At 73.3% G+C, this 23,700-nt stretch carries 17 protein-coding genes; 11 read left to right on the top strand and 6 right to left on the bottom strand.

Annotation, left to right across the window (positions count from 1 at the left end):
- Positions 1 to 44: 44 nt before the first annotated feature.
- A complete protein-coding gene (locus B079_RS0126780; RefSeq protein WP_018548932.1) occupies positions 45 to 884 on the bottom strand; it encodes an IclR family transcriptional regulator domain-containing protein in 840 nt (279 codons plus the stop codon).
- Between the two features lie 320 nt (positions 885 to 1,204).
- Here B079_RS0126780 and B079_RS0126775 point away from each other — a divergent pair, with 320 nt between their 5' ends.
- Both B079_RS0126775 and B079_RS0126770 read left to right on the top strand, forming a co-directional pair.
- Positions 1,205 to 1,528 carry a bifunctional 3-phenylpropionate/cinnamic acid dioxygenase ferredoxin subunit gene (locus B079_RS0126775; RefSeq protein WP_018548931.1) on the top strand — a complete coding sequence of 108 codons (324 nt, stop codon included), beginning with the start codon at positions 1,205 to 1,207 and terminating at the stop codon, positions 1,526 to 1,528.
- A complete protein-coding gene (locus tag B079_RS0126770) occupies positions 1,525 to 2,721 on the top strand; it encodes an NAD(P)/FAD-dependent oxidoreductase (protein ID WP_199779976.1) in 1,197 nt (398 codons plus the stop codon). Before B079_RS0126775 ends, B079_RS0126770 begins: the two co-directional genes overlap by 4 nt.
- 67 nt (positions 2,722 to 2,788) lie before the next feature.
- Here the strand turns inward: B079_RS0126770 and B079_RS0126765 are convergent, their stop codons facing one another.
- On the bottom strand, positions 2,789 to 3,355 hold the full coding sequence (locus B079_RS0126765) for a hypothetical protein (RefSeq protein ID WP_018548929.1): 567 nt from the start codon (positions 3,353 to 3,355) through the stop codon (positions 2,789 to 2,791).
- Positions 3,356 to 3,801: 446 nt separating this feature from the next.
- Between B079_RS0126765 and B079_RS0126760 the strand changes: the two genes are divergently transcribed.
- The 6 genes from B079_RS0126760 to B079_RS0126735 are packed head-to-tail and all read left to right on the top strand — an operon-like array spanning position 3,802 to position 12,682.
- Positions 3,802 to 7,038, top strand: a complete 3,237-nt coding sequence (locus B079_RS0126760; protein ID WP_018548928.1) for a nitrate- and nitrite sensing domain-containing protein — start codon at positions 3,802 to 3,804, stop codon at positions 7,036 to 7,038.
- Entirely contained in the window at positions 7,035 to 7,457 is a 423-nt protein-coding gene (locus B079_RS0126755; protein WP_018548927.1) for a roadblock/LC7 domain-containing protein, read from the top strand. Before B079_RS0126760 ends, B079_RS0126755 begins: the two co-directional genes overlap by 4 nt.
- A gap of 9 nt (positions 7,458 to 7,466) precedes the next feature.
- Entirely contained in the window at positions 7,467 to 7,862 is a 396-nt protein-coding gene (locus B079_RS0126750) for a DUF742 domain-containing protein (protein WP_018548926.1), read from the top strand.
- 24 nt (positions 7,863 to 7,886) lie between these two features.
- Complete coding sequence (locus B079_RS0126745; protein ID WP_018548925.1) at positions 7,887 to 11,525, top strand: hydantoinase B/oxoprolinase family protein; 3,639 nt, start codon at positions 7,887 to 7,889, stop codon at positions 11,523 to 11,525.
- Positions 11,506 to 12,111 carry a GTP-binding protein gene (locus tag B079_RS0126740; protein ID WP_018548924.1) on the top strand — a complete coding sequence of 202 codons (606 nt, stop codon included), beginning with the start codon at positions 11,506 to 11,508 and terminating at the stop codon, positions 12,109 to 12,111. Before B079_RS0126745 ends, B079_RS0126740 begins: the two co-directional genes overlap by 20 nt.
- A gap of 34 nt (positions 12,112 to 12,145) precedes the next feature.
- Complete coding sequence (locus tag B079_RS0126735) at positions 12,146 to 12,682, top strand: NUDIX domain-containing protein (RefSeq protein WP_018548923.1); 537 nt, start codon at positions 12,146 to 12,148, stop codon at positions 12,680 to 12,682.
- 33 nt (positions 12,683 to 12,715) lie between these two features.
- On the opposite strand, the gene B079_RS0126730 is transcribed toward B079_RS0126735, so the two are convergent.
- On the bottom strand, positions 12,716 to 15,061 hold the full coding sequence (locus B079_RS0126730; protein WP_026249113.1) for a TIM-barrel domain-containing protein: 2,346 nt from the start codon (positions 15,059 to 15,061) through the stop codon (positions 12,716 to 12,718).
- Between the two features lie 210 nt (positions 15,062 to 15,271).
- Here B079_RS0126730 and B079_RS0126725 point away from each other — a divergent pair, with 210 nt between their 5' ends.
- Positions 15,272 to 17,239, top strand: coding sequence for an acetoacetate--CoA ligase (locus B079_RS0126725; protein ID WP_018548921.1), 1,968 nt, complete (start codon positions 15,272 to 15,274; stop codon positions 17,237 to 17,239).
- Between the two features lie 6 nt (positions 17,240 to 17,245).
- Here B079_RS0126725 and B079_RS0126720 read toward each other — a convergent pair whose 3' ends face one another.
- Positions 17,246 to 18,565, bottom strand: a complete 1,320-nt coding sequence (locus B079_RS0126720) for an aminotransferase class I/II-fold pyridoxal phosphate-dependent enzyme (protein WP_037802138.1) — start codon at positions 18,563 to 18,565, stop codon at positions 17,246 to 17,248.
- 111 nt (positions 18,566 to 18,676) lie between these two features.
- Between B079_RS0126720 and B079_RS0126715 the strand changes: the two genes are divergently transcribed.
- Positions 18,677 to 19,882, top strand: a complete 1,206-nt coding sequence (locus tag B079_RS0126715; protein WP_018548919.1) for an MFS transporter — start codon at positions 18,677 to 18,679, stop codon at positions 19,880 to 19,882.
- 26 nt (positions 19,883 to 19,908) lie between these two features.
- Positions 19,909 to 20,796 carry a hypothetical protein gene (locus B079_RS0126710; RefSeq protein WP_018548918.1) on the top strand — a complete coding sequence of 296 codons (888 nt, stop codon included), beginning with the start codon at positions 19,909 to 19,911 and terminating at the stop codon, positions 20,794 to 20,796.
- A 75-nt stretch (positions 20,797 to 20,871) separates the two neighbouring features.
- Here the strand turns inward: B079_RS0126710 and ptsP are convergent, their stop codons facing one another.
- Positions 20,872 to 22,542 carry a phosphoenolpyruvate--protein phosphotransferase gene (ptsP, locus tag B079_RS0126705; protein WP_018548917.1) on the bottom strand — a complete coding sequence of 557 codons (1,671 nt, stop codon included), beginning with the start codon at positions 22,540 to 22,542 and terminating at the stop codon, positions 20,872 to 20,874.
- Between the two features lie 75 nt (positions 22,543 to 22,617).
- Positions 22,618 to 23,067 carry a PTS sugar transporter subunit IIA gene (locus B079_RS0126700; RefSeq protein ID WP_018548916.1) on the bottom strand — a complete coding sequence of 150 codons (450 nt, stop codon included), beginning with the start codon at positions 23,065 to 23,067 and terminating at the stop codon, positions 22,618 to 22,620.
- Positions 23,068 to 23,700: the final 633 nt, after the last annotated feature.

Here is a 23,700-nt window from a genome sequence, read left to right as displayed (position 1 = left end):
GACCGTGCCCCGCGCGGGTGCCGACGAGATGAACCGACGCTACGTCAGAAGCCGTACCCCATCCGGCGGGACAACTCGGCGCCCGCCGCCACCGTCCGCTTCGCCACCTCCGGCAGCCGGTCCGCGTTCAGCCGGTACACCGGCCCCGACACGGTGATCGCCGCGATCACCGTGCCGTCGTGCGAGTGGACCGGCGCGGCCACCGCGGCCAGGCCCAGCTCCAGCTCCTCGACCGTCATGGCGTAGCCCTGCTCCACGACCGCCTCCAGCTCCGCCCGCAGCATCGCGGCGCCGGTGACCGTGCGTTCGGTGAACCGGTGCAGCGGGCGGGCGAGTTGACCCTCGCGCAAGGTGGGCGGCATATGGGCGAGCAGCACCTTGCCGCTGGAGGTGGCGTGCAGCGGGCTGCGTCTGCCGAGCCAGTTCTGCGCGGTCACCGAGGCGGTGCCCCGGGCCTGCATGATGTTGACGGCCGCGTCGTCGTCCAGGACCGCGATGTTGACCGTCTCGCCCAGCTCGTCCGCCACCTCACGGCAGACCGGGACGCCCTCCTGCGAGATGTCGAGGCGCACGGCCGCCGCCCCGGCCAGGCGCAGCACCCCGGCGCCGAGGTAGTACTTGCCCCGGTCCTTCGCCTGGGTCACCAGGCCCCGGTTCTCCAGGACACCGAGCAGCCGGAACGCCGTGGACTTGTGCACGTCCAGCTCGTCGGCGATCTCAGTGACGCCCGCCTCCCCGTGCCGGGCCAGGATCTCCAGCACGCTCACCGCGCGGTCCACCGACTGCACCGCCCCGGCGCTGCCCCGGCCCCCGCCGCCCTCCCGAGCGCTCGCCTCCGCCGTGGTCGCCCCGTCGCGGCCGGACCGCTTCTGCGTGCGGCTCATGGCTCAACTCTCCCCATCGCCCGGCCCGGTTCGGGCCGCATCTGCGGGAAGCCCTTGACGCGACGGTCCTCCCGCGCGGATTCTGTTGCGCACAGCGCAGCAACGTGCGCCATACGAAACATCATGTTACCGAAGAGTCCGTTTCCCGGAAGGGTTCCGGCTGCCCGTTCTCCGCGGCTCGGTCCGCTCGGCCCGGCTCCTTCGGCCCGGTTTCTCCAGCTCGGTTTCTCCGGCTCGGCTCCATCTCTCACGCTCCGTCTCCCCAGCTTCGTCTCTCAAGCTCCGTCTCTCCGCTTCCGTGTTCCCGTTGAGGGGGGCCCGTGATTCCCGTCTGCCGCCTCGATGACCTTCCCGAGGGCGAGTCCGTCCGTATCGCGACCACCCCACCGGTCGCCGTGTTCCGCACCGACGACGGCGAGCTGTACGCCATCGACGACACCTGCACCCATCAGGACGCCTCCCTCTCCGAGGGCTGGCTGGAGGGCTGCCTGGTCGAATGCCCGCTGCACGCCGCCTCCTTCGATCTGCGCACGGGCGAGCCGACCTGCCTCCCCGCACGGCGGCCCGTGCGCACCCACCGCGTCACCGTGGAGGACGGCGTGGTCCATGTCCACCTCACCGCGTGGGAGGGCACCGCCGCATGAGGACCGTGACCGTCGTCGGCGCCTGTCTCGCCGGGCTGTACGCCGCCCGGGAACTGCGCGCCCAGGGCTTCGACGGACGGCTGGTGGTCGTCGGCGACGAACCCCACCGCCCCTACGACCGCCCGCCCCTGTCCAAGGACTTCCTCACCGGCCGCGCCGACGAGTCCCGCCTCGCCCTCACCGATGCCGAGGACCGGGCCGCGCTCGACGCCGAGTGGCTGCTCGGCGTCCGGGCGACCGGACTCGACCCCCGCACCCGCACGGTCCGGCTCCACACCGGCCGCACCCTCACCACCGACGGCGTCGTCATCGCCACCGGGGCCCGCGCCCGCCGCCTGCCCGGTCCCGTACCCACCGGCGTTCACACCCTGCGCACCCTGGACGACGCCCGCGCCCTGCGCACCGCGCTCACCGGCGGCCCGCGCCGGGTCGTCGTCATCGGCGGGGGCTTCATCGGCGCCGAGACGGCCTCCTCCTGCGCCGTACTCGGCCATGAGGTCACCGTCGTGGAGGCGGCTCCGCTCCCGCTGCTGCCCCAGCTCGGGCCCGAGCTGGCCGCCGTCTGCGCGGCACTGCATCGCGGGGCCGGGGTCCGGTTGCTCACCGGCACGGGCGTGGCCGCACTGCGCGGCACCCGTGCGGTCACCGCCGTGGACCTCGCCGACGGCCGCACCCTCCCCGCCGACCTCGTCGTCACCGGCATCGGCGCGACCCCCAACACCGACTGGCTCGCGGGCTCGGGACTGCCGCTGCGCGACGGCGTGCTCTGCGACACGGGCGGTGCGACCCGGCTGCCCCAGGTGGTCGCGGCCGGTGACGTGGCCCGCGTCGACGGGGTCCGCTCCGAGCACTGGACCGCCGCGACACTCCAGCCCCGGACGGCCGTCGCCAGTCTGCTCGCCGGGCACACCCGGGAGACCGGCCGCCCGGTGCCGTACTTCTGGTCCGAGCAGTACGGCTCCCGGCTGCAGTTCGCGGGCAGCCGCCGCGACGGCGACACCGTCCGCGTCACGGAGGGCACCCTCGCCGACGGCGCCCCCGGACCGGACGGCTTCCTGGCCCGCTACGAACGCGACGGCCGCACCGTCGCCGTCCTCGCCGTGGACCGGCCGAAAGAGTTCACCCGCGCCCGCCGGGAACTCGGCCGGGAGGAGAAGCGGGAGGCGAAGGAGGCCGCACCGGCCGGCCTCTGAGCGCTCCCGGCCACTCCGAGCCCGAGCGTTCCTACGAGCCCGAGCGTTCCTACGAGCCCGAGCGTTCCTACGAGTGGGACAGCCCCGCGGCGCCCCGCCCGGGTATCCGCTCCTGGTCGCGCCGCGCGGCCCGCTCACGCCGCCGCGCCGCCCGCCGCTCCCGGCGCAGCGACCGCGCCGTGCTGCTGGGCTCGGACACCACGCCGTACCGCTGGTTCCACACCTGGCGGGTCACCCACACGTCGACCACCGACCAGGTCGCCACCACCGTGCTCACCACGCTGCTGATCACCATGGGGAAGGCCAGCCAGGACCCCGCCATCGTGCACAGGAACGCCACCATCGCCTGGATCAGCGTCACCGAGATCAGCAGCACCGCCCGCACCGCCGACGTACGCACCGGGTCGGGCAGCCGACGCCGCCGGGCGGGCTCCTCCACCCACAGCGGCCGGTACGCGGGCCGCACGCCCTCGCCGTACCGGCCGGGGCGTTCCCGCGCCGCGTACTCCCGGGTGCGTTCGTCCGCGTACTCGTGCGTCCCGCCCGCCTGACCGGGCACCTTTCGGTCCCGCGCGGGCGCCGAGCGCACCGCCACGCTCTTCTCGGGCGCCTCGCGCCGCTCCGCCGTGCCCATCACCGTGTCACTCCCCACCGCCGACACACCGCTCGCCCCGGAACCCGAAAGCTCCGACTCCCCAGTGGCTGCCCGGCTTGCGCTGATTTACGCCGCCGGGACGCGGGACGCGGCTCCTGTGGCCGATTCCGTCCCCGGATCCCCGTCGACTCCCCGTGCGTTCCCCATGGACAAGGACGCACGGGAGGGCGCGAAGATTCCCGGTCCGGGAAAAATTTCGGCCAACCGCCCTCCGTCCGATTCCGGCCCCGGCGCCCAGGGTCGTGCCCCGGTGCGGCGGCAATCTCCCGCAATGCCCTGACAACTCGCCATCTTCCTTTGTTCACAAGGGAGTTCACGCTTCAGACGCGTCTTCGAGTTACGCGTGGGGCGGTAGTAGGCTCGCGCCGTTCCGAGTCGGGACATCCACACTCCCGCGCCCGGCGCGGGCCGAGCTGGGGGAGGCCATGCGCTTTCGCGGGAAGTCGATCCGCCGGAAGATCGTGGCGCTCCTTCTCGTGCCCCTGGTGTCCCTGACCGCCGTCTGGGGCTTCGCCACGGTGCTGACGGGGCGCGACGTCACGCGGATGCTGCGCGTCTCCCGCACCGTCGAGGCCGTCGGCCACCCCACCGAGGCCACCGTCCGCCTGCTGCAGAGCGAACGCCGCGAGAGCCTGATCTACCTCGCCGACCCGCGCGCCGCCGACGCCCTCACCTCGCTCCACCGCGCCCGCACCGACACCGACAAGGCCGTCGCCCGGCTGCGCGCGGGCGCCCGCGCCCGCGACACCCGCGCGGCCGTACGCGGCGAGGACGGCGAACGCCTCACCGCCGTCCTGGACGCCCTCGGCGGCCTGGAGTCCCTGCGGCGCGGTGTGGAGGAACGCACCGTCACCCGCGCCGAGGCCCTGGACCTCTACAACCGCCTCGTCGACCCCTGCTACGCCCTGATCGTCGCCGTCGACGGCATCGACGACGTGGAGATGGACAAGCAGGCCGCCGCCCTCGTCAACACCACCCGCGCCCGCGAACTCCTCTCCCGCGAGGACGCCCTGCTCGCCTCCTCGCTGGTCGTCGGCCGCCTCACCCGCACCGAGACCCGGCAGATCTCCGACCTCGTCGCCCAGCGCGACCTGCTCTACGACATCAGCCTCCCGCTGCTGCCCGCCGCCGAACGCGAGCGCTACGAGCACTTCTGGCGCAACGCCGCCACCGCCCCGCTGCGCGTGGCCGAACGCAACGTCGTCGCCACCGACTCGGGCACCCCGCGCGGCGTCACCGCCACCGGCTGGAAGGCCGCCGCGAGCGGGGTCCTCTACGAACTCGGCAAGCTGGACCAGCAGGCGAACGACCGCTTCCGCGACCGGGTGCGGCCCCTCGCCGTCGGCGTCATCGTCCAGGCCGCCGTGGTCGGTGTCCTCGGTCTCGTCGCCGTCCTCGTCTCCCTCGTGCTCTCCGTACGCGTCGGCCGCCGCCTCATCCGCGACCTGCGGCAGCTCAGCCGCGAGGCCCACGAGGCGTCCGGCACCCGGCTGCCCAACCTGATGCGCCGCCTCACCACCGGCGAACAGGTCGACGTGGAGAGCGAGGTGCCCCGGCGGGAGTACGACAAGAACGAGATCGGCGAGGTCGGCCAGGCCCTCAACACCCTCCAGCGCGCCGCCGTCGAGGCCGCCGTCAAGCAGGCCGAGCTGCGCGCCGGTGTCTCCGAGGTCTTCGTCAACCTCGCCCGCCGCAGCCAGGTGCTGCTCCACAAGCAGCTCACCCTGCTCGACACCATGGAGCGCCGCACCGAGGACACCGCCGAACTCGCGGACCTCTTCCGCCTGGACCACCTCACCACCCGTATGCGGCGGCACGCCGAGGGCCTGGTGATCCTCTCCGGCGCGGTGCCCTCCCGGCAGTGGCGCCGCCCCATCCGCCTGATGGACGTCGTACGCGCCGCCATCGCGGAGGTCGAGGACTACGAGCGCATCGAGGTACGGCGGCTGCCCAGCATCGCCGTCACCGGGCCCGCGGTCTCCGACCTCACCCACCTCGTGGCCGAACTCCTGGAGAACGCCACCGTGTTCTCCCCGCCGCACACCGCCGTCCAGGTCGTCGGTGAACGGGTCGGCAACGGCTTCACCCTGGAGATCCACGACCGGGGCCTCGGCATGACCGCCGACACGCTCCTGGACGCCAACCTCCGGCTCGCCGAGACCCCCGAGTTCGAACTCTCCGACACCGACCGGCTCGGCCTGTTCGTCGTCAGCCGCCTCGCCCGCCGCCAGAAGGTCCGCGTCTCCCTCCAGCCCTCGCCCTACGGCGGCACCACGGCCGTCGTCTTCATCCCCGACGCCCTCCTCAGCGACGACGACCCGGGTACCAACGGCCTCGGTATCCGCCTGGACCCGGCCCGCCTGACGAAGAGCCCGGCGCCCCCGCTCCCCGCACCTCCCGCCGAGCCGTCCGACCCCGACGACTTCCCCGGCGCGCTCCAGGACACCGAGACCGAACGCGGCGCCATCTTCCGGCCCCGGGGGTACGTCCCCACCCCGGACCCGGACCCCGAACCCGCGCTGCCCTCACGCACCCCGCCCCCGCTCCCGACCCGCCACCGCAAGCCCCGGGACACCGAGGAGGACGGCGCACCGGGTACGACGGACACGGCCGACGCGTCCGGTTCCTCGCGCCCGACCGGCCCGTCCCGCCGCACGGACGGGGCCGATCCGGCGGACTTCGCCGGTCGCTCGGGCCTGCCCAACGCGCGTGGCTCGGCCGACCCTTCAGGGCGCATGGACCGGGACGGCTCGGCCGACGCCTCACGTCGTACGGACCTGACGGACCCGGACGGCTCGGCTCGTCTCTCGGACCGCGCGGGCTCGCCCGGCCAGGTCGGCCCCGCCGACCCTGCCGACCCCTCCGTCTTCTCCGGCGGCACCGAGCCCTTCGGCTCCGACGCCTTCCGTGGCCCGGCGGGCCTGTCCGGCCCCGTCGCGCCGACCGGCTTCCCCGACCCGATGGGAGTGCTCGGCCCCGACGGCCCGACGTACCCCGCCGACTCCAGCCCCTTCACGGGCCGGACGGGCTTCACCGACCCCTGGGACCTCCCGACCCCCGCCGACCCGACGCGCCCCGGCGACCCGCCCCGCTCCACCGGACCGGCCCGCTCGACCGACCCCACCCGCCCCGCCGACCCGACCGGCTTCCCCGACCCCACGGACGTCCTCGGCCCCGCCCCCGCCACCGGCTCGGCCTGGTCCCGGGACACCTCCGGGCTCAGTGACCCCACCGGCGTCGACGGCCCCACCACCCCGCCGGGCCAGGCCGACACCCCCGAGTCACCCCGGCCCGTGACCCCCTGGACCTCCCCGTCGCAGGACCTCCCCCGACGCCCCCGCCCCACCACGGCCGCCCCCGAGGACACCGGGGCCCGCGAGAGCACCCCACGCACCGAGGACACCCCCGCCTGGGGTGCGGGATCGACCAGCCCCCTCCCCAGGCGGGTCCGCCAGGCCAGCCTGGCACCGCAGTTGAAGCAGGACCCCCGCCGGAAGACGATCACGCAACCGGCGGAGCCACCCCCGCGGGACGCCGACGAGGTCCGCACCCGCATGGCCGCGCTGCAGCGCGGCTGGCAGCGCGGCCGCGAGGAGAACGCGGCGGGCGACGAGGCCCGCCACGGCACAGCACCAGGAACGACCAAGGGAGACGGTCGATGACCGCACCGAAGACGATCGGCCACTCGGAGACCGTGAAGAAGGAGCTGAGCTGGCTCCTGGACGAACTCGTCGACCGCGTCGCCAGCATCCGCAAGGCCGTCGTGCTCTCCGGCGACGGCCTCGCCACCGGCGTGTCCAAGGACCTCACCCGGGAGGACAGCGAACACCTGGCCGCCGTGGCCTCCGGCTTCCACAGCCTCGCCAAGGGCGTCGGCCGCCACTTCGACGCGGGCAGCGTCCGCCAGACCGTGGTCGAACTGGACGAGGCATTCCTGTTCGTCACCGCCGCGGGCGACGGCAGCTGCCTCGCCGTCCTCGCCGACTCCGACTCCGACGTGGGCCAGGTCGCCTACGAGATGACGCTGCTCGTCAAGCGGGTCGGCGTCCACCTGAGCAGCACCCCGCGCGCGGGCGGGTAGTCGTAGAGCATGAGCCGCAAGGGCCAGGGAGGCCGTCACTGGTTCGACGACGAGGCCGGTCCCGTCGTCCGCCCGTACGCCATGACACGCGGTCGCACCACGAGCGGCACCCAGCAGTTCCTCGACCTGATCGCGCTCGTCGTGCCGGAACCCGACGCGCCCGACCCGGAGGCGGACCCGGAACTGGCCCCCGAGCACGTGGAGATCGTCGGGCTCTGCCGCGACACCCCGCAGTCGGTCGCCGAACTCGCCGCCGGGCTCGACCTGCCCGTCGGCGTGGTCCGCGTGTTCATCGGCGACCTCGTGCACGCGCGATTCGTCCATGTGACGCGTCCGGTACCCCCGGCGGAACTGCCGGACGAAGGTATCCTGCGCGACGTGATCGACGGCCTCCGGGCACTGTGACCGGCGCGGAAGCGGGGTGGTGACATGGCAGGCTGGCAGTTCTGGATCGACCGGGGCGGCACCTTCACCGACATCGTGGCGCGGCGCCCCGACGGCACCCTGATCACCCGCAAACTGCTCTCGGACAACCCGGCGCGGTACGCCGACGCGGCCGTCGCCGGGGTCCGTGAGCTGCTCGGCGACCGTCCGGGGCCCGTCGACTCCGTGCGCATGGGCACCACCGTGGCCACCAACGCCCTGCTGGAACGCAAGGGCGAACGCACCCTCCTGGTGATCACGCGCGGCTTCCGCGACGCCCTGCGCATCGCCTACCAGGACCGCCCCCGCATCTTCGCCCGCCGCATCGAGCTGCCCGAGCAGCTTCACGCGCGCGTCCTTGAGGTGGACGAGCGGATCGCCGCCGACGGCACCGCGCTGCGCGCGCCCGACCTGGACGCGCTCGAACGGGAGCTGCGCCGCGCCCACGACGACGGCATCCGCGCGGTCGCCGTCGTCTGCCTCCACAGCCATCTGCACCCCGCCCACGAGCGGGCCGTCGGTGAACTCGCCGAGCGGATCGGCTTCCCGCAGATCTCGCTGTCCAGCGAGGTCAGCCCGCTCATGAAGCTCGTCCCGCGCGGCGACACCGCCGTGGTCGACGCCTACCTCTCGCCCGTGCTGCACCGCTACGTCCGCCAGGTCGCGGACGAACTGCGCGACGTACGGCTGATGTTCATGCAGTCCAACGGCGGCCTCACCGAGGCGCACCGGTTCCGGGGCAAGGACGCGATCCTCTCCGGCCCGGCAGGCGGCATCGTCGGCATGGCGCGGATGTCGCGCCTCGCCGGGTTCGACCGCGTCATCGGCTTCGACATGGGCGGCACCTCCACCGACGTCTCGCACTACGCGGGGGAGTACGAACGCGTCCTCACCACCCGGATCGCGGGCGTCCGGCTGCGCGCCCCCATGCTCGACATCCACACCGTCGCGGCGGGCGGCGGCTCCGTGCTGCACTTCGACGGCTCCCGCTACCGCGTCGGCCCCGACTCGGCCGGCGCCGAACCCGGCCCCGCCTGCTACCGCGCGGGCGGCCCCCTCACCGTCACCGACGCGAACGTGATGCTGGGCCGCATCCAGCCCGCCCACTTCCCGGCCGTCTTCGGCCCCGACGGCGACCAGCGGCTGGACGCGGACCTCGTGCGTGACCGCTTCACCGCACTCGCCGCCGAGATCCGCGAGCGCACCGGCGACGACCGCACCCCGGAGGACGTGGCCGAGGGCTATCTGCGGATCGCCGTCGCGAACATCGCCAACGCCGTCAAGCGGATCTCCGTCCAGCAGGGCCACGACGTCACCCGCTACGCGCTGACCACCTTCGGCGGCGCGGGCGGCCAGCACGCCTGCCGGGTCGCCGACGCCCTCGGCATCCGCACCGTCCTCGTGCCGCCCATGGCGGGCCTGCTCTCCGCCCTCGGCATCGGACTCGCCGACACCACGGCCATGCGCGAACAGTCCGTCGAGACGCCCCTGACGGACGACGCGATGCCCGAAGTCTTGCGGACAGCGGACGAGTTGGAGGAAGCAGCCCGCGCCGAACTGCGCGCCGAGCACGTCCCGGACGACCGCGTGGAAACGGTCCGCCGCGCCCAGCTGCGCTACGACGGCACCGACACCGCCCTGACCGTCGAGCTGACCGACCCGGACACGATGCGGCACGCCTTCGAGGAACGTCATCGCGCCACGTACTCCTTCACCTTGGACCGCCCCGTCGTCGTCGAATCCCTCTCCGTCGAAGCCACCGGCCTCACCCCGCCCCCCGATCTCTCCGCCCTCGCTCCCTACGAAGGCCACCTGGCCGCACCCGGCACCGCCCGCCTCCACACCGGCGGCACCTGGCGCGACGTACCTCTGCACCGCCGCGAGGCCCTTCCTCCCGGCGAGACCGTCACCGGCCCCGCGGTCATCACCGAGGCCGGGTCCACCACCGTGGTCGACGACGGCTGGCGGGCCGCGGCGAACGACGACGGACATCTGGTCATGGAACGGACGGCCGTCACACAGAGTTCCCGACCGGACACGGAAGTCGATCCGGTGCTGCTGGAGGTCTTCAACAACCTCTTCATGTCGATCGCGGAACAGATGGGCGCCCGGCTCGAATCGACGGCCCAGTCCGTCAACATCAAGGAACGCCTGGACTTCTCCTGCGCCCTGTTCGACCCCGACGGCAACCTGGTGGCCAACGCTCCCCACATCCCCGTCCACCTGGGCTCCATGGGCACCGCCGTCAAGGAGGTCGTCCGCCGCCGTGGCCCCGCCATGCGCCCGGGCGACACCTACGCCGTCAACGACCCGTACCACGGCGGCACCCATCTGCCCGACGTCACCGTGATCACCCCGGTCTTCGGCACCGACGGCCAGGCCGCCACGCAGGGTGAGCCCACCGTCCTCTTCTACGTCGCCTCACGCGGCCACCACGCCGAGATCGGCGGCATCGCCCCCGGCTCCATGCCCGCCCACAGCCGCACCATCGACGAGGAAGGCGTCCTCTTCGACAGCTGGCCGCTCACCGAGAACGGCCGCCTGCGCGAGGAGGAGACCCGGCGTCTGCTCACCGAGGCGCCGTACCCCAGCCGCAACGTCCGCACCAACCTCGCCGACCTGCGCGCCCAGATCGCCGCCAACCAGAAGGGCGTCGACGAAGTCCGCCGCATGATCGAGGAGTTCGGGCTCGACGTCGTCCAGGCGTACATGCGGCACGTCCAGGACAACGCCGAGGAAGCGGTCCGCCGCGTCATCGACGCCCTGGACGACGGTGAGTACGCCTACGAGACCGACTCCGGCGCGGTCATCCGCGTGCGCGTGCGCGTGGACCGCGCCGGGCGCCGGGCCACCATCGACTTCACCGGCACCTCGCCCCAGCTCGGCACCAACTTCAACGCCCCCACCTCGGTCGTGCACGCCGCCGTCCTCTACGTCTTCCGCACCCTGGTCGCGGACGACATCCCGCTCAACGACGGCTGTCTGCGCCCCCTGGACATCGTCGTACCGCCCGGCTCGATGCTCGCGCCCGAGCCGCCCGCGGCCGTCGTCGCCGGGAACGTCGAGACCTCCCAGGCCCTCACCGGCGCCCTCTACGCCGCGCTCGGCGGCCAGGCCGAGGGCTCGGGCACCATGAACAACGTCACCTTCGGCAACGAACGCCACCAGTACTACGAGACGATCGCCTCGGGCTCCGGCGCCGGACCCGGCTACCCGGGCGCCGACGCCGTACAGACCCACATGACCAACTCGCGCCTCACCGACCCCGAGATCCTGGAATGGCGGCTGCCCGTCCGCCTGGAGGAGTTCTCCGTACGGCGGGGGAGCGGCGGCGCGGGCCGGGAGCGCGGCGGGGACGGCGTGGTGCGCCGGATCCGCTTCCTGGAGCCCATGACCGTCTCCACGCTCTCCCAGCACCGCCGCGTCCCGCCCTACGGCATGGCGGGCGGCGCCCCCGGCGCGCTCGGCGCCAACCGGGTGGAGCACGCCGACGGCACCGTGACCGACCTGGGCGGCAGCGGCTCGGCCGAGGTCGGACCCGGCGACGTCCTCGTCATCGAAACCCCCGGTGGCGGCGGCTACGGCCCGCCGCCCGCCGACCACCACCGAGCAGGAGAAGAGACCGATGGTCCTCCGACGACCTGAACGCGCCAAGCCCCCGGTCGAGCCCGTCACGCTCAAGATCCTGGTGGCGGGCGGCTTCGGCGTCGGCAAGACCACCCTGGTCGGCGCGGTCAGCGAGATACGCCCGCTGCGCACCGAGGAACTGCTCACCGAGGCGGGCCGTCCCGTGGACGACCTCAGCGGGATCGAGGGCAAGCACACCACCACGGTGGCCATGGACTTCGGCCGCATCACCCTGCGCGCCGACCTCGTGCTCTACCTGTTCGGCACGCCGGGCCAGGAGCGGTTCTGGTTCATGTGGGACGAGCTGTCCGAGGGCGCGCTCGGCGCCGTCGTCCTGGCCGACACCCGCCGCCTGGAGGACTGCTTCGCCGCCGTCGACTACTTCGAGCGGCGCGCGATCCCCTTCGTCATCGCCGTCAACTGCTTCGAGGGCGCCGACCGCTACCCGGCCGAGACGGTCCGCCAGGCTCTCGACCTCGATCCCGATGTGCCGTTGCTGCTGACCGACGCCCGCGACCGCGAGTCGGTCAAGGAGGTCCTCATCGGGGTCGTACGGCACGCCATGGAGCAGGCCGCCGAACACCGCCGCACCGTCACCGGCTGACGGCACGCGAAACCCGATCGGATACAGTCCGCGCGTGTCCGAAACCCAGCACTCATCTGTCAACTCCGCGCCCGGATCGCACTGTTCGAGCTGCGGAGCCCCCTACGGGGAGGGCATCACCGGCTGGCCGCGCACCTGCCCGGCCTGCGGCACCGTCGCCTACCGCAACCCGCTGCCCGTGGCCGTCGCGCTCCAGCCCGTCTACGACACCCAGGGCACCGCCCTGGTCGTCATCACCCGCACCGTCGGCCCCGAGCGCGGCGGCATCGCCCTGCCCGGCGGCTACGTCGACGACCGCGAGGACTGGCGGCACGCCCTCGTCCGCGAGCTGAGGGAGGAGACCGGCATCGAGGCGGAGGCCCGGGACGTGCGGCTCATGGACGCCATGAGCGCACCCGACGGCCACCTCCTCCTCTTCGGGCTCCTGCCGGAACGCCCCGTGGAAGGACTCCCCGTCTCCGCCGCGACCGACGAGACCGAGGGCTGGCACCTGCTGCGCACCCCCGACGAACTCGCCTTCCCGCTGCACACCCTGGCCGCGCGAGCCTGGTTCGAGGGCCGCTACATCTGACCCGCCCGGCTCACCCCAGCCCCCGCACCTGCCTCACCCCAGCCCCCGTATCCGCACCGGGCAGGACGGTTCCGCCGAGCCGTCCTCCCCCTCCAGGGTGACGACCACCTCCGCACCCTGACGGCGCACCGCGTACCGCTCGATCGCGGGCTCCGCCCACCCGTCACCCGCGTCCCGCACCACGAGTCCGCCGCCCGTGCGCCCCTCGGCGGGCGCCCACACCTCCAGCCCCGTCCCGCCGTCCGCGCCCCGCACCGGCAGCACCGCACCCGCGCGCGCGAGCACCGGTGTCCGCGACAGCGGCGCGTCCACCAACACCTGCGCCGGGCCCTCGTACACCTGCTCCGTCGCCGTGTCGTACCAGCGCCCGCGCGGCAGCCGCACCGCCCGCCGGTCCGCACCCGGCGCCAGCACCGGCGCCACCAGCAGCGCGTCCCCGAGCAGGAACGCGTCCGCGCAGTCCCGCAGCGCCCGGTCCTCCGGCGACCCCCACCACACCGGCCGCGCGTACGGCGCCCCGGTCCGCCGCGCCAGCTGCGCCAGCGTCACGAAGTACGGCGCCAGCCGCCGCCGCTCCGCCAGCGCCCCGCGCACGTGCTCCAGCACCACCGGACCGAACTCCCACGGCTCCCCGGCCCCCACACGCCCCCGCGCGCGCGTACGGAACAGCGGCAGATACGCCCCCAGTTGCAGCCACCGCAGATACAGCTCCGGCGACATGTCCCCGTCGCCCCCGTCCACGTCGACCCCCGCGTACGGCACCCCGCACAGCCCGAGCCCCAGCACCTGCGACAACGCCGCCCGCAGCCCCGGCCAGTCCGCGACCGGGCTGCCCACCGACACCCCGCCGTAGCGCTGCGCACCGGCCCACCCGGCCCCGGACACCACGAAGGGCCGCTCCCCGGGCGCCAGTTCACGCAGCCCCTCGTACGCGGCGCACGCCATGGAGAGGCCGTACACGTTGTGCGCCTCCCGGTGATCACCGCCGCGCCCCTCCAGCGCGTGCCGTGCCGAACGCGGCAACGTCGGCTCACCGAAGGCGCTCAGCACCGTCGGCGCGTCCAGGGTGTGCCACACACCCGCGAACCCCTGCTCGCGCCGCTCCCGGTGCAGCCCGCTCCACCACGCGCGGACGCGCGCGTGCGTGAAGTCCGGGAAGACCGACTCCCCGCACCACGCCTCACCCCGCACCGGCCGCCCCGAGCCGTCCCGCACGAACGCGTCCAGCACGCGCCCCGCCTCGAACACCGCCCCACCCGGCACCGCCCGCACCGCGGGTCCGGTCTCCGGCACGAGCCGTATCCCGTCCCGGCCCAGCTCCTCCGCCACCACCGCGAGCTTCGGGAACCGCTCCTCGTCCACGCCGAACACCTCGCGGCCCTCGTACCGCCCGGCCGCCAGATGCACCGCGTCCAGCGGCAGGTCCCGCTCCCGGTACCCCGCGACGAGCCGCCGCAGCTCCTCCTCACCGTCCAGCCGGCCCGGCACATGATGGTGGCCCAACGCCCACGCGGGCGGCAGCGCGGACGCACCGGTCAGCGCCGCCCATGTGCTCAGCACGCGCGCGGGCGTGCCCACCACGACCCAGCAGCGCAGCGGACCCCCGTCCATCCGTATCTCGCAGCGCCCCGCCCGGTCGTGCCCCGACCCGGCACCCTCCTCGCCCTCCCGCAGGATCACCGTGCCGTCCCACGTCGTGTCGTGGAACACCAGATGCGCCCCCGCGTCCGCCACCACCAGCTGCACCGGCATCGCCGTACGCGGCTCGCCCGCCTGCCCCGGCCCCGAGTTCCACAGCCGGTACGTGCCGTCCCCGAGCCGCGGCCCCGCCGCCCGGCCGCCGAGTCCGAAGAACCGCGCGTCCGCCGCCACCTCCGACCGCAGCGTCCACCGCGCCATGCCCCCGCCGACCGGCTCCCACCAGCGCGGCGGCAGCTCCCGCCGCAGCACCACCCCGCCGGGCGTGCACACCTCCACCGCCCCGTGCCGCGAGACCGTCACCGTCGCCCGCTCGGCCACCACCCGCCAGCCGCCGTCCTTGTCCGGCTCAAGGACCACCCGGGGATCTGCCTCGGGACAGCCCCCGGCCAGCGCGTACGACGGCTCGGGCCCGGCCCCGTCCCAGCCCCAGAAGACGGCCCCGCCCGCCGTCACCACGATCCGCAGCTCCGAGCGCTCGAACCGCAGCACCCCGCCGCCCGGCTCCGGCACCGCCTCCCGCACCTGCCCCGGCACCCGCGCCCGCTCCGCCCCGCGCGGCGGCAGCCCCACGGCGTCGGCACGCCGCCTGCGCCAAGCGGCCCGCCAGGTCCGCACCGCCCGGGCCGCTCGCCCCGAACCGACCTCACTCATCGAACGCACCAGGTCACGACCGTCCATGCTGCTCACCCTGTCACTGCGCGCCCCACCCACGCGGGCCGTTCAACTGCCGTTCACCCAGGCCCGGACCACATATAACCGGCCCTGACTGTGTGGGGCGTGCCCTGGTGCAGAAGTCGATCACATGGCATCGTCCCTGTCAGCCGTCCCGCACACACCTCGGCGCGGACGCAGGAGACGCAACGACGCGTACAGCCCGGGAGCCGCCCCATGTCCACCGCGAACCCCCAGCCGCTCTGGCAGCCCGATCCCGAACGGATCGACCGGGCCCGCATCACCCGGTTCCAGGCATGGGCCGCCGACCACCACGGCGCCCCCGCCGACGGCGGCTACTTCGCGCTGCACCAGTGGTCCGTCGCCGAACCGGAGGCATTCTGGCGGGCCGTGACCGAATGGTTCGACGTCCGCTTCGACACGCCTTACGCGCGCGTGCTCGGCGACCGCTCCATGCCCGGCGCCCAGTGGTTCCCCGGCGCCACCCTCAACTACGCCGAACACGCCCTGCGCGCCGCCGCCGACCGCCCCGACGACGCGGCCCTGCTCTGCGTCGACGAGACCCAGGAGCCCCGCCCGGTCACCTGGTCCGCGCTGCGCCGCCAGGTCGGCTCCCTCGCCGCCCGCCTCCGCGACCTCGGCGTACGCCCCGGCGACCGCGTCAGCGGCTACCTCCCCAACATCCCCGAGGCCGTCGTCGCCCTGCTCGCCACCGCGGCCGTCGGCGCGGTGTGGACCTCCTGCGCCCCCGACTTCGGCGCCCGCAGCGTCCTGGACCGCTTCCAGCAGGTCGAACCCGTCGTCCTGTTCACCGTCGACGGCTACCGCTACGGCGGCAAGGAGCACGACCGCCGCGACACCGTCGCCGAACTGCGCCGTGAACTGCCCACCCTGCGCGCGGTCGTCCACATCCCGCTGCTCGGCACCGAGGCTCCCGAGGGCGCTCTCGACTGGTCGGCGCTGACCTCCGACGACACCGAGCCCGTCTTCGAACAGGTCCCCTTCGACCACCCTCTGTGGGTGCTCTACTCCTCCGGCACCACCGGCCTGCCCAAGGCCATCGTCCAGTCCCAGGGCGGCATCCTCGTCGAGCACCTCAAGCAGCTCGGCCTGCACTGCGACCTCGGCCCCGAGGACCGTTTCTTCTGGTACACCTCCACCGGCTGGATGATGTGGAACTTCCTCGTCTCCGGCCTGCTCACGGGGACGACGATCGTCCTGTACGACGGCAGCCCCGGCTTCCCTGACACCGGCGCCCAGTGGCGCGTCGCCGAACGCACCCGCACCACGCTCTACGGCACCTCCGCCGCCTACGTCATGGCCTGCCGCAAGGCCGGTGTGCACCCGGCCCGCGACTACGACCTCGCCTCGGTCCAGTGCGTCGCCACCACCGGCTCGCCCCTGCCCCCCGACGGCTTCCGCTGGCTGCACGACGAGGTCCGCGACGACCTGTGGATCGCCTCGGTCAGCGGCGGCACCGACGTCTGCTCCTGCTTCGCCGGAGCCGTCCCCACCCTGCCCGTCCACACCGGCGAACTCCAGGCGCCCGGCCTCGGCACCGACCTCCAGTCCTGGGACGCGAGCGGCAAGCCCCTGGTGGACGAGGTCGGCGAACTCGTCGTCACCAACCCCATGCCCTCCATGCCGATCCGCTTCTGGAACGACCCCGACGGCAGCCGCTACCGCGAGAGCTACTTCGAGACCTATCCCGGCGTCTGGCGCCACGGCGACTGGATCACCCTCACCTCACGCGGCTCCGTGATCATCCACGGCCGCTCGGACTCCACCCTCAACCGCCAGGGCGTCCGCATGGGCTCCGCCGACATCTACGAGGTCGTCGAGCGTCTGCCCGAGATCAAGGAATCCCTGGTCATCGGCGTCGAACAGCCCGACGGCGGCTACTGGATGCCCCTCTTCGTGCACCTCACTCCCGGCACCGTCCTGGACGACGCCCTGCGCGACCGGGTCAAGAAGGCCATCCGCGAACAGCTCTCGCCCCGGCACGTCCCCGACGAGATCATCGAGGTCCCCGGCGTCCCGCACACCCTCACCGGCAAGCGCATCGAGGTCCCCGTCAAACGCCTCCTCCAGGGCACCCCGCTCGACAAGGCGGTCAACCCCGGCTCCATCGACGACCTCACCCTCCTCCACTTCTACGAGGAACTGGCCCGCAAACGCGGCTGACCCCGGTCAACCCCCGTAGGTGGCCTCGGACTCGTCCAGTACGGCCGCGAAGTCCGAGGCCAGCCGGTCCGCCTCCGACGGTTCCAGGTCCGCCGTGGTGATCCGCACCCCCGGCGCCGACGCCAGCCGGAAGCGCGCCCCGGCCGCCACCCACCAGCCGCGCGAGCGCAGTCCGTTCACCACCGCCGACTCGTCGCGCACCGGCACCCACAGATTCAGCCCGCTCGCCCCGTGCACCGGGACACCCCGTCCGGCCAGCGCCTTCGCGAGAGCCGTCCGGCGCCCGGCGTAGGCGGTACGCGCGCGGCTCACCAGCTCCTGCGTGCCCTCGTCCGTCAGCAGGCCGTACACGGTCTCCTGGAGCAGATGACTGACCCAGCCCGAGGTCAGCAGCAGCCGCCCGTCGTGCCGGGCCAGCGTCAGCGGATCACACGCGACCGCCGCCCACCGCAGGTCGGTGCCCAGGAACTTGCTCACCGTCCGCACATGCGCCCACCGGGCGAGCCCCGCCCCGGCCAGCGTGCGCAGCGGCACGCCGGACACCTCGGAGGCGTGGTCGTTCTCCACCACCAGCACGTCGGGCGCCTCCCGCAGCACTTCGGCCAGCGCGTCCCGGCGCGCCCGGGAGAAGGTCCCGCCGAACGGATTCTGCGCCCGCGGACTGAGGACCACCGCACGCACCCCGGCCCGCAGCGCGCCCCGCAGCTCCTCGGGCCGCATCCCCTCGTCGTCCACCGCGACCGGCACCGACCGCAGCCCCAACGCCCCGACCAGGTCCAGCAGATGGTGATAGCCGGGGTCCTCCATCGCCACGGCGTCCCCCGGCCGCAGCTCGACGGAGAGCACCCGGCCGACGAAGTCCAGCGCCCCGTGCGCGAACGTCACCTGCTCCACCGGCACCCCGTCGGCCCCGAGCCACGTGCGCACGGCGTCCTCCAGCCGCGCCAGCCGCGGCGTGGACCGGTGCGAGCGCACGCCGGGGGAGAGGCGCGAGGGCGGCACCAGCGCGGGGAGCAGTGCCGGATCGGGGTGCCCGCCCGCCAGGTCCCGCAGCCCCTCGGGCACCTTGGGCGGCCGACGGGACGCCACCGAGGGAGCCTCCGCCACGACCGTGCCGCCCCGGCCGAGCGTGACGACGATCCCGCGCCGCCGCAGCTCCTTGTACGCGGTGGCGACCGTGCCCGCGCTCACCCCCAGCTCCTCCGCGAGCCGCCGCACCGGAGGCAGCGCCGCCCCCGGCGCCAACGTGCCCTCGGACACGCGCTGTTCGACGGAACGCGTAATCCCCTTGGCGGTCGTACCGCTGATCTCATATTGTGTTGCCACGTTGCTGATTATGTATCAGTACAGAAATCGAGGCAAGGGGGAACCGTGGCCGCGAAGCCCGGGACAGCCGACCACCGAGCACGCATACCGGGAGGCCGCGACGGACGCCGGATGCTCGCCGTCACCCTTCTCGACCGCATCGGCAGCGGCCTGTGGGCCTCCGTCTCCGTCCTGTACTTCACCTACGTCTCCCACCTCTCCGCCGCCCAGGTCGGCACCCTCGCCGCGGTCGCGGGCGCCGCCGGCATCGCGGGCGCACCCCTCGGCGGACGCATCGCCGACCGGCTCCCGCTCACCCACGTCCTGGTCGGCCTCCAACTCCTGCGCGCACTCGCCTCGTTCGCACTCCTCACCACCGACCACTACGGCCTGCTCGTCGCCTACTCCGCCCTCGGCGCCCTCGGCGACCGCGCCGCCAGCATCCTCACCAAGCTCTACGCCACCCGCGTCGCCGGACCCGACCGCGTCCGCTACCAGGCCATCAACCGCACCGCCTCCAACGCCGGATGGGCCCTCGGCGGCCTCGCCGCGGCCACCGCCCTCACCCTCGGCACCACCACCGCCTACCGCTGGCTCCTCACCGGCGACGCGCTCTCCTTCGTCCTCGTCGCCCTCCTCACCCTCACCTGCGCCGAACCCCCGTCCGCCAGCCGCGTCGCCGCCACCGCCAAGGACACCCCACGCACCCGCCCCCGCACCCCCTGGCGCGACCGCACCTACCTCGCCTACGTCGGCACCGAGACCGTCCTCTTCCTGGACGACATCTACTTCAAGATCGGCCTGCCGCTCTGGATCGCCCACACCCCCGGCGTCCCGCACGGCCTCGCACCCCTGCTGCTCGTGCTCAACAGCGTGCTGGTCGTCGCCTTCCAGGTCCCGCTCTCCCGCTTCGGCACCACCACCGAGGCATCCCGCCGCCTCCTCCTGCCGCTCTCCGCCGTCTTCGCCGCGGGCGGCCTCACCATGACCCTCTCCGCCACCGGCGACCCCGTCCGCGCGACCTGCCTGCTCATCGCCTCGGCCACCCTCTTCACCCTCGCCGAGATGCTGCACGCCACCGTCTCCTGGGAACTCTCCGTCGCCCTCGCCCCCGACGACGCCCAGGGCGCCTACCTCGGCGTCCACGGCCTCGCCCAGGCCGCACAGCGCTCCCTCGGCCCCCTCGCCGTCACCGCCGCCCTCACCCTCGGCCCCCTCGGCTGGACCGCCCTCGGCACCACCATCGCCCTGACCTGCGGAATCCAACACCGCCTGATCCGCGACCGGCTCCGCCCGCCCCCGTTGTCAGTGCCCCCGGCTACGGTGAGTGAGCATTGATCGACCGAACATCACGGGGGCACCACATGACACACACCGACCAGCGAACCCAGCGCCGCGCCCTGCACCGCGAGATCTCCGGCACCGTCGGGCTGCTCACCGACGACCACGACTTCCAGACCATGCGGCGCTACGACAGCTTCCCCTTCGACGACCACCCGGCCTACCTGAAGAACCTGGAAGCCGTCCTCAAGTCCCGCACCGCACAAGGCAGCCACACCACCCTCGCCCTCTTCGACCCCGAGGAGTACGCCGAGTTCTGCACCGCCAACGGCCTCGATCCCGGAACCCCGGCCAACCGGGGCCGCTTCACCGCCGAACTCGCCACCCTCGGCCCCACCCTCGCCTACGAGGGCCAGCCCCTCACCACCCTCCTGCCCACCCTCGTCGACGCGGCGGTCCGCCAGGCCACCTGGGAGTACGCCACCACCCTGCTCACCCGCCTAGGACCCTGCCCCACCTGCGGAGAGGACATCGGCCGCGCCGCCTTCATCCGCGCCGCCGCACTCCTCGCCCGCGTCCTCGACGCCGCACCACCCGGCGACCAGCACCTCGTGTGCAGCGTCTCCGGCCCACCCGAAACCCTGGTCGCGGTGCTCCACGCCGAGCAGCAGGACACCGGCCCCGCCGAACCCGACCAGGCCGAGGCCATCGAATTCACCAGCGTCCTCGCCCTCGGCCTCGCCACCCGCAGCCCCGGCGGCCTCGTCATGCGCACCACCGCCCCCGGCCGCCCCGACCGCGTCCACGGCTGGCGCATCCGCGCGGGCGCGCTCGAACCTCTCACCGCGGCCGAGGTCTTCGACGCCTACTGCACCGACGCCGAATCCGGCGACCTCGTCGCCCCCGAATCCGGCGTCGACTACTGCGCGGCCCCCGACCTCGGAGAGGAGGGCCCCGACCACCGGCACTGAGGAACATGTCCGGGAAACGCCGAGGGGCGCCCCACCCGAAGGCGGGACGCCCCTGCGCCGGAGAACCGGTCCGTACTACTCGCCGGACAGCACGGCCTGCGCCGCAGCGCGCGCCTCCTCGGCACTGTCCGTCGCCCGCGCGGCGACCGCGGCACGCTCGCACTGCTCCAGCGTGTACTGCGCCAGCGTCGCCCGCACATAAGGAATGGACGCCGCACCCATCGACAGGGAGGTGACACCCAGACCCGTCAGCACACACGCCAGCAGCGGATCGGACGCGGCCTCACCGCACACACCGCAGCTCTTGCCCTCGGCCTTCGCCGCCTCCGCGGACAGCGCGACCAGGTCGAGCAGCGCGGGCTGCCACGGGTCCTGGAGCCGCGACACCGCACCCACCTGCCGGTCGGCGGCGAACGTGTACTGCGCGAGGTCGTTCGTGCCCAGCGACAGGAACTCGACCTCCGAGAGGATCGAGCGCGCCCGCAGCGCGGCCGACGGGATCTCCACCATCGCGCCGTACTTCGCGGTCAGCCCCGCCTCACGGCAGGCGTCCGCGAACGCCTTGGCGTCCGCCCGGTCCGCCACCATCGGCGCCATGACCTCAAGGCGCACCGGCAGCCCCTCGGCGGCCTTCGCCAGCGCGGTCAGCTGCGTGCGCAGGATCTCCGGGTGGTCGAGCAGCGTGCGCAGGCCCCGCACACCGAGCGCCGGGTTGGGCTCGTCGGAGGGGGTGAGGAAGTCCAACGGCTTGTCCGCACCCGCGTCCAGCACCCGCACGACGACGCGGCCCTCGGGGAACGCCTCGAGGACCTGGCGGTACGCCTCGACCTGCTTCTTCTCGGACGGCGCGTTCTTGCTGTCGTCCAGGAACAGGAACTCGGTGCGGAACAGACCCACACCCTCGGCCCCGGCCTCCACGGCCGCCGGTACGTCCGCCGGACCGCCGACGTTCGCGAGCAGCGGCACCATGTGCCCGTCGGCCGTGGCACCCGGGCCACTGACGGAGGACAGCGCGGCCACGCGCGCGGCGGCAGCGGCCTCCAGACGCGTCTTCGTCTCCTCGCCCGGGTTCACGAACACGTCACCCGTGCTGCCGTCCACCGCGACCAGTACGCCCTCGGCCAGGTCGACGGCACCCGGCAGCGCCACCACGGCGGGCACCCCGAGCGCCCGGGCCAGGATCGCGCTGTGGCTGGTCGGCCCGCCCTCCTCGGTCACGAAGCCGAGCACCAGCGCCGGGTCGAGCAGCGCGGTGTCCGCCGGAGCCAGATCCCGGGCCACCAGGACATAGGGCTCGTCGCTGTCCGGCACACCCGGCATCGGCACGCCGAGCAGCCGGGCCACGATCCGGTTGCGCACGTCGTCGAGATCGGCCACCCGGCCGGCCAGGTACTCCCCGGCGGCGGTCAGCAGCTCGCGGTACGCGGCGAACGCGTCGTACACCGCGCGCTCCGCCGTGCTGCCGCCGGTGATCCGCCGGTCCACGTCCGCCATCAGCTCGGGGTCCTGTGCCATGAGGGACTGAGCCTCGAGCACGGCCTGGGCCTCGCCCCCCGCCAGATTGCCGCGTGCCACCAGGTCGGCCGCCACCGCGTCCACGGCCTGGCGCGCGCGAGCCTGCTCGCGCTCCGCCTCCTCGGCCGCGATCTGCTTGGCAGGCGGCTCCAGCACCGCCGTACCCATGTGCCTGACCTCGCCGATCGCCACACCGTGGCTGACGCCGACGCCCCGCAGCGTTGTCTCCATCTCACCGTCTCCGCTAGTGCGGCGGCCCCCGCCGCCGAGTTGGTTTACGTGTACGCCGTCAGACGGCAGGTCTGGTCAGGACCAGGAGAAGAGGTTGTCGCCCCGCTGCACCTGGCCGCTCTCGACCACCGCGGAAAGGGACTCCGCCGTCGCCTCGAGGGCCACGACCGGGCAGATCGGGGACTTGCCCGCGGCCTCCACGTCGGCGGGGTTCCAGCGCACGATGCTCTGGCCGCCCTTCACCCTGTCCCCCTTGTTCACAAGAAGCTCGAAGCCCTCGCCGTTCAGCTGGACAGTGTCGATACCGAGGTGGACGAGCACACCGTGCCCCTCGTCATCCACCACGACGAACGCGTGCGGATGCAGGGAGACGATGACGCCGTCCACGGGGGAGACGGCCTCGACGGGCTCGCGCACGGGGTCGATGGCGGTGCCCGGGCCGACCATGGCCCCGGCGAAGACCGGATCGGGCACGTCGGCCAGTCCGATGGCGCGTCCGGCGAGCGGGGACGTCACGGTGGTCATGGGTGGCCTCCCAAGGAGTGGGGGTGCATACGCGCCGTCTGCGCTGTCCCGGACAGCGCACTGAGCAGCAGCGTATGCCAGTTGTAGTCGCAGTTCTGCGGAGAAGCTACCAGGTAGTGGTCTAGACCACCAACAGCAGGGGTTTGCGCTGCCGCCGAGACTTGTGTACAGTCGTCGTCCTGCCCGAGAGGAGGCGGCGCGACAGCGTGCCTCCGGTGGCAGCACCCAAACTCGTCAGATCCTATCCCTGGATCGTCTTTCGCATGCCTGCGAAAACGGATGGTTCAGAGGGCCGGAAAAACCCTGGTAGAGTTTGGACCGCCGGAAAGGGAAACGCGGAAGCGAGAACCTGGAAAGCACCGAGGAAATCGGATCGGAAAACGGTCTGATAGAGTCGGAAACACCGAAGAGAAGCCCGGAGGAAAGCCCGAGAGGGTGAGTACAAAGGAAGCGACCGTTCCTTGAGAACTCAACAGCGTGCCAAAAATCAACGCCAGATTTAGTTGATACCCCGTCTCCGGTCATCACGATCGGGACGAGGTTCCTTTGAAAAAACACAGCGAGGACGCTGTGAACGGTCGAGCCTATTCCGCTCGACTGTTCCGCTCATCGTGGTGTTCAACCGGCTGAATT

It is taken from the genome of Streptomyces sp. LaPpAH-108 (genome assembly GCF_000373625.1).
In the GTDB taxonomy this organism is placed as follows: Bacteria; Actinomycetota; Actinomycetes; order Streptomycetales; family Streptomycetaceae; genus Streptomyces.
Note: the sequence above shows the minus strand (reverse complement) of the source record. Positions and strands in the feature narration are given on the sequence as shown.

Coding starts and splice junctions, on each gene's coding strand:
- B079_RS0126780 (WP_018548932.1), bottom strand. CDS start 884: ATGAGCCGCACGCAGAAGCGGTCCGGCCGCGACGGGGCGACCACGGCG.
- B079_RS0126770 (WP_199779976.1), top strand. CDS start 1,525: ATGAGGACCGTGACCGTCGTCGGCGCCTGTCTCGCCGGGCTGTACGCC.
- B079_RS0126765 (WP_018548929.1), bottom strand. CDS start 3,355: ATGGGCACGGCGGAGCGGCGCGAGGCGCCCGAGAAGAGCGTGGCGGTG.
- B079_RS0126760 (WP_018548928.1), top strand. CDS start 3,802: ATGCGCTTTCGCGGGAAGTCGATCCGCCGGAAGATCGTGGCGCTCCTT.
- B079_RS0126755 (WP_018548927.1), top strand. CDS start 7,035: ATGACCGCACCGAAGACGATCGGCCACTCGGAGACCGTGAAGAAGGAG.
- B079_RS0126750 (WP_018548926.1), top strand. CDS start 7,467: ATGAGCCGCAAGGGCCAGGGAGGCCGTCACTGGTTCGACGACGAGGCC.
- B079_RS0126745 (WP_018548925.1), top strand. CDS start 7,887: ATGGCAGGCTGGCAGTTCTGGATCGACCGGGGCGGCACCTTCACCGAC.
- B079_RS0126740 (WP_018548924.1), top strand. CDS start 11,506: ATGGTCCTCCGACGACCTGAACGCGCCAAGCCCCCGGTCGAGCCCGTC.
- B079_RS0126730 (WP_026249113.1), bottom strand. CDS start 15,061: ATGGACGGTCGTGACCTGGTGCGTTCGATGAGTGAGGTCGGTTCGGGG.
- B079_RS0126725 (WP_018548921.1), top strand. CDS start 15,272: ATGTCCACCGCGAACCCCCAGCCGCTCTGGCAGCCCGATCCCGAACGG.
- B079_RS0126715 (WP_018548919.1), top strand. CDS start 18,677: ATGCTCGCCGTCACCCTTCTCGACCGCATCGGCAGCGGCCTGTGGGCC.
- B079_RS0126710 (WP_018548918.1), top strand. CDS start 19,909: ATGACACACACCGACCAGCGAACCCAGCGCCGCGCCCTGCACCGCGAG.
- ptsP (WP_018548917.1), bottom strand. CDS start 22,542: ATGGAGACAACGCTGCGGGGCGTCGGCGTCAGCCACGGTGTGGCGATC.
- B079_RS0126700 (WP_018548916.1), bottom strand. CDS start 23,067: ATGACCACCGTGACGTCCCCGCTCGCCGGACGCGCCATCGGACTGGCC.